12 protein-coding genes and 2 pseudogenes are annotated in these 8,625 nt (G+C 43.6%); 11 read left to right on the top strand and 3 right to left on the bottom strand.

Translation table 11 applies throughout. The features are described 5' to 3' along the window. Both J5069_RS23555 and J5069_RS23550 read right to left on the bottom strand, forming a co-directional pair. Nucleotides 1–675: Rpn family recombination-promoting nuclease/putative transposase (locus tag J5069_RS23555; protein ID WP_264646095.1), on the bottom strand; the 675-nt coding region annotated here is incomplete at its 3' end. A gap of 177 nt (nucleotides 676–852) precedes the next feature. Beyond that, a complete protein-coding gene (locus J5069_RS23550; RefSeq protein ID WP_264628201.1) occupies nucleotides 853–1,092 on the bottom strand; it encodes a helix-turn-helix domain-containing protein in 240 nt (79 codons plus the stop codon). A gap of 104 nt (nucleotides 1,093–1,196) precedes the next feature. On the opposite strand from J5069_RS23550, the gene J5069_RS23545 reads away from it, so the two are divergent. From J5069_RS23545 to J5069_RS23500, 10 genes and pseudogenes are all read left to right on the top strand, one after another. Beyond that, nucleotides 1,197–1,454 carry a helix-turn-helix domain-containing protein gene (locus J5069_RS23545; RefSeq protein ID WP_264646094.1) on the top strand — a complete coding sequence of 86 codons (258 nt, stop codon included), beginning with the start codon at nucleotides 1,197–1,199 and terminating at the stop codon, nucleotides 1,452–1,454. Between the two features lie 87 nt (nucleotides 1,455–1,541). Further along, nucleotides 1,542–1,790 (top strand): helix-turn-helix domain-containing protein, encoded by a 249-nt coding sequence (locus tag J5069_RS23540; protein WP_264646093.1) that lies wholly within the window; start codon nucleotides 1,542–1,544, stop codon nucleotides 1,788–1,790. 242 nt (nucleotides 1,791–2,032) lie between these two features. Continuing rightward, complete coding sequence (locus tag J5069_RS23535; RefSeq protein ID WP_264629054.1) at nucleotides 2,033–2,242, top strand: helix-turn-helix transcriptional regulator; 210 nt, start codon at nucleotides 2,033–2,035, stop codon at nucleotides 2,240–2,242. A 2-nt stretch (nucleotides 2,243–2,244) separates the two neighbouring features. Next, nucleotides 2,245–2,829, top strand: a complete 585-nt coding sequence (locus J5069_RS23530; RefSeq protein ID WP_264646092.1) for a DUF2857 domain-containing protein — start codon at nucleotides 2,245–2,247, stop codon at nucleotides 2,827–2,829. Further along, nucleotides 2,819–3,028 (top strand): TraR/DksA family transcriptional regulator, encoded by a 210-nt coding sequence (locus tag J5069_RS23525; protein ID WP_264628375.1) that lies wholly within the window; start codon nucleotides 2,819–2,821, stop codon nucleotides 3,026–3,028. Before J5069_RS23530 ends, J5069_RS23525 begins: the two co-directional genes overlap by 11 nt. 528 nt (nucleotides 3,029–3,556) lie before the next feature. Next, entirely contained in the window at nucleotides 3,557–4,981 is a 1,425-nt protein-coding gene (locus J5069_RS23520; protein WP_264646091.1) for a hypothetical protein, read from the top strand. Between the two features lie 611 nt (nucleotides 4,982–5,592). Continuing rightward, nucleotides 5,593–5,919, top strand: coding sequence for a hypothetical protein (locus J5069_RS23515; protein WP_264628132.1), 327 nt, complete (start codon nucleotides 5,593–5,595; stop codon nucleotides 5,917–5,919). Next, nucleotides 5,906–6,017, top strand: a pseudogene (locus tag J5069_RS23510) (hypothetical protein); the annotation flags it as partial. The gene J5069_RS23515 and the pseudogene J5069_RS23510, both read left to right, overlap by 14 nt. Nucleotides 6,018–6,246: 229 nt before the next feature. After that, entirely contained in the window at nucleotides 6,247–6,477 is a 231-nt protein-coding gene (locus tag J5069_RS23505) for a hypothetical protein (protein WP_264628131.1), read from the top strand. Between the two features lie 63 nt (nucleotides 6,478–6,540). Further along, nucleotides 6,541–7,086, top strand: a complete 546-nt coding sequence (locus J5069_RS23500) for an immunity 42 family protein (RefSeq protein ID WP_264628130.1) — start codon at nucleotides 6,541–6,543, stop codon at nucleotides 7,084–7,086. Nucleotides 7,087–7,388: 302 nt separating this feature from the next. On the opposite strand, the pseudogene J5069_RS23495 reads toward J5069_RS23500, so the two are convergent. Next, nucleotides 7,389–7,744: pseudogene (locus J5069_RS23495) on the bottom strand (IS110 family transposase); the annotation flags it as partial. A gap of 598 nt (nucleotides 7,745–8,342) precedes the next feature. Here J5069_RS23495 and J5069_RS23490 point away from each other — a divergent pair. After that, nucleotides 8,343–8,621 carry a TrbC/VirB2 family protein gene (locus tag J5069_RS23490; RefSeq protein ID WP_264627749.1) on the top strand — a complete coding sequence of 93 codons (279 nt, stop codon included), beginning with the start codon at nucleotides 8,343–8,345 and terminating at the stop codon, nucleotides 8,619–8,621. Nucleotides 8,622–8,625: the final 4 nt, after the last annotated feature.

Here is an 8,625-nt window from a genome sequence, read left to right as displayed (position 1 = left end):
GTCTAACGCGTCTCCTGCCTCTACCATGTAGTTTACCAGTGATATCGTCTGTTGTCTGGTCATGTAACCCGCCAGCAACAGCGTCACCAGTCTGTCCATCAACTCCGCCAGATCGCGTTGACGAATATGCTTTTGCAACAGGGTCAGCGCCGCCATGCTGCGATGCTCCATGATCTCATCATCCGGGATCACCGTGATATCCACCAGCGGGAAAGGGCTACTGTAAAGCCGTTCAGCCACGTCCGGGCGATCGAATCCGTCTAACCAATTGGTGGAGTACGGATAAGGGCTGGGACTGCCTGCATAAAACAGAATCGGGATCACCAGCGGTAATGTCTTGTGTTTCGCGTCAAGATGCTTTTGCATGGCCGCGATGGCGTATCTCATCAGACGAAATGCCATGTGCTTGTCCGCTGAGCTTTGGTGCTCAATCAGCACATGAATGTACCCGTCCCCTACCCGCGTTTTTACACTGTACAGCACGTCGCTGAAGTAGGCACGTAGGTCATCTTCAATAAAAGAGCCTGACTCGAGTTTCAGGGTGGTAAGGTCACACAGCTCCCGCAGTTCACCCGGCAAATGGAGTTGCATAAAATCTCTGGCGGTATCCGGGTTTGCCAGAAACTGTTTGAAAGTCGCATCATGGGGTGTCGGCGTGTTGCTGCTCTTTTTCATTGTGTCAGGCTCAATAAGTCGTCTTTCACGATGTTAACAACCCTGACCTCTCTGCTTCGTCAAAGAGAATGTGATTCTTAGGCAACAGCCCCTAACGCGCTGCGCTTGTTGGCTCCTGACGGAATATCTATGAAATAGGTATCCCGTCAGGAGCGCTGAACTCAAAACACGGCCCCACTACTCTCCTTGTTCACCGTGACCACGTTGGATGTTTCGATAGCGCGAGGGCCAGATTTTTTCCGGTTGTGTGTTTAACGCATCGGCAATCAGGCGTTCTCCTTTGGGCCAGTGGCGGGCTAACGTATTCGCTAATGTTGAAGACGCCAGTCCCGCTTTCCTTGAAAGCGCCGTCATGGTTGTCCCCCGCTTTTTTAAAGATGCAATGATGTCAGCAGGATGCCAGTCACCTTTTTCCATATCAGTCACTCCTCTCAGTAACAACCCCAACCAATTATCCCATTTTGGGATAACAACTAAAATGATCAATATTCCATTTTAGGATATCAGTCAAGGCTTGCGACATGGCATCAATTTATTCTGATGAATATCAAATGGTTATAAAAAAACTCCGCGATACCCGAATTCAGAAAGGTATGACCCAGGCAATGCTGGCGAAGTGTTTGGGGCGCCCACAATCTTTTATCGCCAAAATCGAAAATGGAGAAAGGAGGATAGATGTTGTTGAGTTTGCTCACATCGCTAACCTGTTATTGGTAGATCCCTCAGCGATTTTAGATAGAATAATCAATAAAAAACATGATGATAAACCTATGAGATAACGTTCAATAACAGACAATAAAATCCCATTTTGGGATTAATCATTAGAAAGCTGATAGTTGATTACTTATTTTTTACGGATTGAATTGATGGCCTCCATTTACTCTGATGAATATCAAAGCATTATTAAGGCATTACGTGAGGCTCGTATTGCTAAATGCATCACACAGGAAAATTTAGCGCGTGCGCTAAATCGTCCCCAATCCTTTATCGCCAAGGTTGAGAATGGGGAAAGACGGTTAGACATTGTAGAGTTTATCCATATTGCCCGCCTGCTCGCCGTAGATCCTTCCTCCATTATTGAAAAGATCTCAAAAAAATACAAGCCACTGGTTTAGATCATCTGTTTAAAGCCTGTAGGGTTAAACCCCAAATATTATAATCCAGAATCTCGCCTGAGAATCTGGATTTATTATCACTAACAACATGATACACCCTATCCCTCTGTCAAAAACGCCGATATAAAAACCCGTATTAAGCATTGGATGATCCGTAATACGGGTTCATATACTTCCTCTCCTACACCGTCTGTGTTGTTGTATTGATGCACATAACACCTTTCGGTTTCAGGAGGAAAGCAATGACATCTCATCAATTACTGCGCTTGAAACAAGTGAGAGAAAAAACAGGGCTTAAACGTTCACAAATTTATTTGTATATGAAAACAGATGATTTTCCGAAATCTATTAAAATTGGCCCCACCAGCGTTGCCTGGCTTGAATCCGAGATTAATGAATGGATTGAACAAAAATTATCTGGCCGTAGTCAGAAAAAACAGGAGGGTGAATAGCCATGAGCCCCTCACTCAATTACGTAATATTGATTGATGCCTTACGCGCGCTAAAAGAAGGGAACATTCGTTATTGCGAAAAATTAGGCTTCACTTACGATGAAATGAATGCGCTCAATCGAATTACCCTGGATGATTTTTTTATTATCAGCAGAGCATCTGCCCAGTTTATGAATGTGACCATTCACCATGAGGCGTTGCATCTTCTTCTGATCCAATCCGACCAGGAAGTAAAACTTCAGCATCAAATTAATCGGGCAATTTCGCTTGGCGGTTCGCTTAAGCTCATTAATCAGTATTTTGGCCTTAGCTGTCACGAAACATGCGCCCGTCGCCGATTGCTGGGTATCCGCGTTGCTCAGGGAAGAACACCGCATCCGAATGAAAATGTCGATATCGATATCTGGCTACGCTGGCAAAAGCACCGCACGGAAAACATCGAATCTCTCCATGCACTCGATGCCATGATGCTAATCACCGAGCAACTCTCTTGTACTGACGACGCTCCGAGCCTTACTGCTGTCTGGCATCTCATCACACGTTATGAAAAAGAGACGTTAATCAGGAGAAACGTGTATGCCGGATGACATCGATCGCGATCAGGGATTTAATGAGCAGCAGTTGGAAGCAATGATTGAAAAAAGCCGTTTTCAACCGGCCGTAACACCATCACTATTTCATTGTCGACTCTGTGGTGACCCCATTCCAGACAAACGACGTCAGACCTTGCCCGGTGTGACCACATGTATTTCTTGTCAGAAAAAAATTGAAGGCATTCGGCGCTAAAAATACAGCGTTAGACACAAAACATCTTTTTCGCTCGGGAACACAGAACACTAGGCTATGAATGTTCAGACTTGGGCTAGCGGTGTTCTGCGTTTTCACAGGATAAAACCTGACAGTCCGAAATGAGCGAGGACCGGACATTGCTTACATCGCGGTATATTAACCATCGGGGAGCAGGTCTCAGGAAGTGGCCAGGCGCGTAACTGAGCATTTATGGCCCTACTAGGCAGAGCCAACCTTGATAGCTTAATGTTTATCGATATCTGTATTTATTGAATGATTGTTCTTATGTGTCAAAGTTCTTGAGAGCTTTTTTAACGAGTTCATTGCTCACACTGCGGATGGGTGACAAAATGAAAATCGATAAGCGTTCCGAGCTAAACCTGTTATAAATCCTACCGACATCCCCTTTTTGATGCATAATGTTTTCACTCCGTTACTGACTAAAGGTCATAGGAGTTAACAACCCCTTGTTAGTCAGATTATGGACAATCACTTAAGTGAATATGGAATAAATAAGGTTTACGAATGACGGCCCCAAACTCCGCAAGCTATCCCATTCCTGCTGATTGGCAAAATTTTGAGAGACTTTGCATCACTTTGATGAGCGAAATCTATGGTTGCAAGTTTCAGGCCTATGGCCGTAGCGGGCAGCGGCAGAACGGCGTAGATGCGCTTGGCATTCTTCCAAATGGAGATGTAATCGCAGTTCAGTGCAAAGGTAGGGATCAAGGTTATGGTAGTAGACTTAAACCAAAGGATATTCATACCGCAGTTAGAGAAACTAAGAATTTCAAGAATAGAATCGCTTACTTCTACATTCTGTCGACCTGCCCAAATGATGTTGCTCTTGAAGATGAAGCCGTGCAGATTACTCAGTCGCATTTGCTTCAAGGACGCTTTCCGGTAACGTTTTGGGGGTGGCAGACACTTGAAAATCAAATTAGGAGGTATGAATCTGTACAGCGGGAACATTTTGGGTATTGGTTCAAGCGTTTATCCACTCTACAGTGGGCAATGCGAATTGCTATTGGATGTCTGTTGATCATTAGCAGTATTTACGTAGTTCATCAGTATCTAACTTATCACAATGCTCAGGTTGATCTCAGAGAGAACACGGATAAAGACATCTCTCAGTTTTTAACTCTGACCAATAAACTGGATCATGCATACAGCACATGTCTGAAGACCCTTGATGAAAAACCATTTTTATCATCATGGGAACTGGATACATTCTGTGCAAGACCGGTGTCAATATCGCTGGGGGAAATTGAATCTCAAGTGAAAGAAACTGGGTTAAATATAGACGCGCGTGCTTTTGACAATCTGTCCGCTATTTTAAAGATATTTCGTGTAGATTATAGGCAAGTGCTAATTGCGTCCGACAGAACCCGTTCATTTGAAAAAAATGTGCTACATAATATGAAAGCTCTTTGTCCGCCATTCAAGGATAAGGGGATTATGGATCGTATGTTCATTGAGCTAAGAGAACCTGCAGAAGCTGCACAAATAAGCCAGCTTGAGTTTTACTTTGTTCTCAGTGATTTCATAATGCCAAGTTTAGATGCGGTAAGGGCACAGGTTCTTGTCTCTACCAGGCAGATAAATAACCAGCAGATACCACAAACCCTTATGGAAGAAGCAAAAGAACTGAACCAACTTATCAGTGAGCGAAATAATTATAATATCGAACCACCACAGTTCCCATTTAGTCTAGCAGTAGTTAAGTCAATGAGCTCGCGGTCAATAACGTTAACTGGAGAGATGTCAGATCAAGTACAAGGAGAGGAGACTCGTTGGGCCAATTTGATGTTGGGAAGTATGGCTTTTGCAATGGAGGGCAATCCAAAAGAGGTTGACGAATTGGTTCAGTGCGGTTTATATAAAACAGAGACACCTAATATTATAAAAAATAGAAATCAAGAGAAAATTTTAAAATCACAAATTCAATAATTGGAATGAGAAGTAAAGATATTTTTTATTTTGAGAGTTATGCATTGCAAATAAAAGCACCACAAGGAGTTAACATGCCTGGATCAAAATCATATAAATTTGAAGTAAGAGATTGATGAAGTTGCCGAAAAGGCAATTGAAGCATTTAAATTATCTTATTACAAAACTGCTCATTCAAATCTGCATGACCCATTCATTAGATAGTGTGATTTTATTAATTCCGACCGTCGCTGTGCATTGGGCCACACTCCCTCGCCCATGCTGGCAAGGCTGTAACAAGCAACTTCGGCGGCCATATCAGCGCTCCGGATTAGGTCAGAATATGCACTTAATGTTTGCGATTAGTGACCTGCTCACCAGTGATTACTACAAAATGCTGTAACAACGTCCGCTCCTTGACACGAAGCAGACCTAAAGAAAGGCAGTTAGGTCTGCAGTGAGCGAAGTCCGGAAATTCGTTTTCGGGTAACATAATCCATATGCAAGAGGATTTCTAAAAGAGAATGGGGCGTCTAAGCGGGATACTTGCAACGATTCTTGCCGTATTCACCGTAAGTACTCTGTTTGGCGTATTTTTAATCAAATAGCAAACACCAATAAAAGGAATTTTCATGAACAATCTTCCATCTATGCCGCAGTTAGGGATTTATGTCTCAAAAATCGATCCCACCCTTTGCATCACTGTAACCGCCGTTGATATTGTCGATGACTCTCCTGATGATGAATTGTTTTATTTAGTCCGCTGGATCGAGGGGGAAGATGAAAGTGATATGTCTGCGATGGAATTTGAGCTAGATCCAGCAGAGTGGAAGGCTTTCGTTGAGTCTGAGCAATTAGTGTTTGAGCGCGATCCCTACATTGATTCAGTCCCTGAAAATTCAAACCTTGCGAAAATTCGGGATTTACTTATGAAAACTAAACAGAATGACCGTTCGTAAGCACCCATCAGGAAAGATGGCTTAGGGAGTGTTATCCATTTGGGACAAACGGCAAACGAATTCGCAAGCAACTTGTCACCAAAGGTGAAGCACTTTCTGTTCTGGCGTGTAGTTAATACGCGTTCTTCGTTTCATGGCAACACCCCCTTGATTAAGGATAGCGTTGCATCGACTCATTGAACTCACAACGAGGAACGGACGTTTACACCTCACGAACGAACTTAAATATAAAATTTTTCCAGTTATGCAGTGGCTATAAGGAATGTATTGACATGATATCTATGCCAAAATGAATTGAATTCAATCATTTACGGAGTATTGCAAATCATGGCTATAGTGTTCATTCCTGCCCTTGTTTCGCTGCTTGAAGCCAAAGAGAAGGACTTCAGACGAGAATTGACACGAGAGGATGTTGAGTCGATCCGAGATAATGCTACTGCTATTGAGTTACCTGCAGAGATTGCCTGGGACATGATCAAAAGCCTAGGCTATCCCGATATTGATGTGCAAAATGCCTGGGATGAGTGGTTACTATATAAAAAAACCATAAATTTTTAAGAGCATAGATGTTCTTCGAACAGAACTTCTCTAAATCGGTAAACTATTCGGTAAAGGAATATTATGATTTTTGGTGATCCCTATCGCTTTGCAATCTGGATTGAATACGTTCCGCAATGGGGCGATTCTATAAAGAATGGTTTCTTCTATTTCTTTTTGAACGGGAGTATGTATCCTAATGATATCCGCACATCGACCTTATTCGTTGATTATGATGATGTTATTGATTCTGAAAATGCTCTTATAGCTATGCCATGCGATGATGAAATATTTAATGCATCAACAGATGAAGCTTTTGAATATCTGTATAAAATGGCTTACCCACAGCCCACGCCAGAGAATGAATATCCTGATGGAATTTGTAAGTTCAATGCTTCACCCACGATCATTTTAGAATCTGGAGCATGTTTTTTTGCCGTTTCGAACAAAAATTTCGTTAGAATCTTAGGTGGTAAGGTATCTGAATTAGTCGATCATGGCGAGAGGCGCGTTTGGCAAGATATTAAACACCCTATTATAGAAGATATAACTATAGAAAAAATTGAAATTAATAAAATAATTTCAAGCTTTAAGAAATATACCACTTCTTTATTACAAATAGATCGTTAATAACATTCAAGGGCTAGGAATTTTGCATTTAAACTACTTATATTCTCATCTGAGAAAATCACAGCGAGGGCGTTTGTAACGCCCAGTATTCAGCTTAAATATACACGAAACTCCTCTATTTAATGGGCATCAACCATGTTGCAAACTTCCGCTTCACGCCCTGAGACATTCGACAAGCTTTTTATGGCTTCAGTAAGGGCGACTTTCGCGCTTCCAGTGCCAGCAAGTATTTCGCTTCGTCGTACAGGGTTTTGGTCTTCCAACAGCGGTAAATGATCCTTATCCATTTAAACGCTAGAGCCCGGATAACGTAGCATCAGGTCTAATGCCAGCTCAGCATCCTGCGGATCATCCTTCGTACCGCTGGGCCAGAAAGCCTGTCGGTAGCGGGCCAGTGACAAGGTGTGTACTGGAAAAACAGTGACAAATGGGTACTTCTGGAGGCATACACCACCGGGCCTTTCTTCAGCTCAACGGCAATAGCAATCCTGCCTTTTGCCTTCTGGTGTAACTCATTGAGCCAGATATCAAGCGCCTCAGGCGTATGTTCAATCACATGGAATATGCGATCACCATTTTTAAACTGAACGCAGATATCGTGTTTTTTATCCGCCCAGTCCAGACCAACATGAGCAGCAAACTGATCTATAGCAGTCATCACCAACTCCTTTTACCGGGGATTGGTATGCATTCCACGCTCTTCGAAAGAAATATAGTCAGCAGTTTGTCTGCATGCCCTGAGTATTCGTTAGCGAACGTGGAGCACTTACTGGCTCGAAAGCAAAGCGGCAATCATCAAATCACATGATTCTGGCACAATATTCGTAACCAATAAGCGCATACCCTGAATCACTTAAAAGTGTAACTCTCAGGGTTCGAATGACTATATCTGGCACAAAGCGGTCGGCCTGATTAGAGCCGTAAAGCGTCACCCCACACTTAACCAATAACGCTAACCCACTCTAAAAACTCCCCTTTTTTCTTCCACTTTTCCAATCAGAGTTTCCCCTATCGAAACATCTCTCCATAGCACACCCTACTCTCGCCAGCACCGCCTGGCGAACCACAGGGGCGTCTATTCGTCTCGGTACCGTATCGCTCTTTAACAACAGGGATCGGGCTGTCACATAACCACAATTCAGGGTGCCGCTGAATGTCCTCGCTGACCCGTTAGAACCGGAATGCAGGATCGGGATGTGACCGGTTTATTGCCTCAATACGTTGCCGTTACTTGTCATTTATAAGGAGCCGTCACCATGCACAAACGAAAATATTGGACCACGATGTTCATCACCCCATTTATTTCTGTACAGACGCTGGCCGCCGACAGTGGCTTTACCAAAGCCAACGACACGCTGAACCATACCTCCGCAGGCCTGCTCGGTCTGGCCGCTGCCACCATCACGTTGGCTACCATGTGGATAGGCTACAAAGTGCTGTTTGACGGCAAGAGCCTGCACGACATGCGCAACGTGATCATCGGGGCCATCCTGATTGTCGGTGCCTCCGGCTTCGGTGCCTACTGGGCCTCCTAGGAGA

Source organism: Candidatus Symbiopectobacterium sp. NZEC127 (genome assembly GCF_025962675.1).
In the GTDB taxonomy this organism is placed as follows: Bacteria; Pseudomonadota; Gammaproteobacteria; order Enterobacterales; family Enterobacteriaceae; genus Symbiopectobacterium.
This window is presented reverse-complemented; position numbering and strand designations above follow the sequence as displayed.

What these genes read in the sequence shown, in the direction of transcription:
- J5069_RS23550 (WP_264628201.1), bottom strand. Translation starts at nt 1,092, where the DNA reads ATGGAAAAAGGTGACTGGCATCCTGCTGACATCATTGCATCTTTAAAA.
- J5069_RS23545 (WP_264646094.1), top strand. Translation starts at nt 1,197, where the DNA reads ATGGCATCAATTTATTCTGATGAATATCAAATGGTTATAAAAAAACTC.
- J5069_RS23540 (WP_264646093.1), top strand. Translation starts at nt 1,542, where the DNA reads ATGGCCTCCATTTACTCTGATGAATATCAAAGCATTATTAAGGCATTA.
- J5069_RS23535 (WP_264629054.1), top strand. Translation starts at nt 2,033, where the DNA reads ATGACATCTCATCAATTACTGCGCTTGAAACAAGTGAGAGAAAAAACA.
- J5069_RS23530 (WP_264646092.1), top strand. Translation starts at nt 2,245, where the DNA reads ATGAGCCCCTCACTCAATTACGTAATATTGATTGATGCCTTACGCGCG.
- J5069_RS23525 (WP_264628375.1), top strand. Translation starts at nt 2,819, where the DNA reads ATGCCGGATGACATCGATCGCGATCAGGGATTTAATGAGCAGCAGTTG.
- J5069_RS23520 (WP_264646091.1), top strand. Translation starts at nt 3,557, where the DNA reads ATGACGGCCCCAAACTCCGCAAGCTATCCCATTCCTGCTGATTGGCAA.
- J5069_RS23515 (WP_264628132.1), top strand. Translation starts at nt 5,593, where the DNA reads ATGAACAATCTTCCATCTATGCCGCAGTTAGGGATTTATGTCTCAAAA.
- J5069_RS23505 (WP_264628131.1), top strand. Translation starts at nt 6,247, where the DNA reads ATGGCTATAGTGTTCATTCCTGCCCTTGTTTCGCTGCTTGAAGCCAAA.
- J5069_RS23500 (WP_264628130.1), top strand. Translation starts at nt 6,541, where the DNA reads ATGATTTTTGGTGATCCCTATCGCTTTGCAATCTGGATTGAATACGTT.
- J5069_RS23490 (WP_264627749.1), top strand. Translation starts at nt 8,343, where the DNA reads ATGCACAAACGAAAATATTGGACCACGATGTTCATCACCCCATTTATT.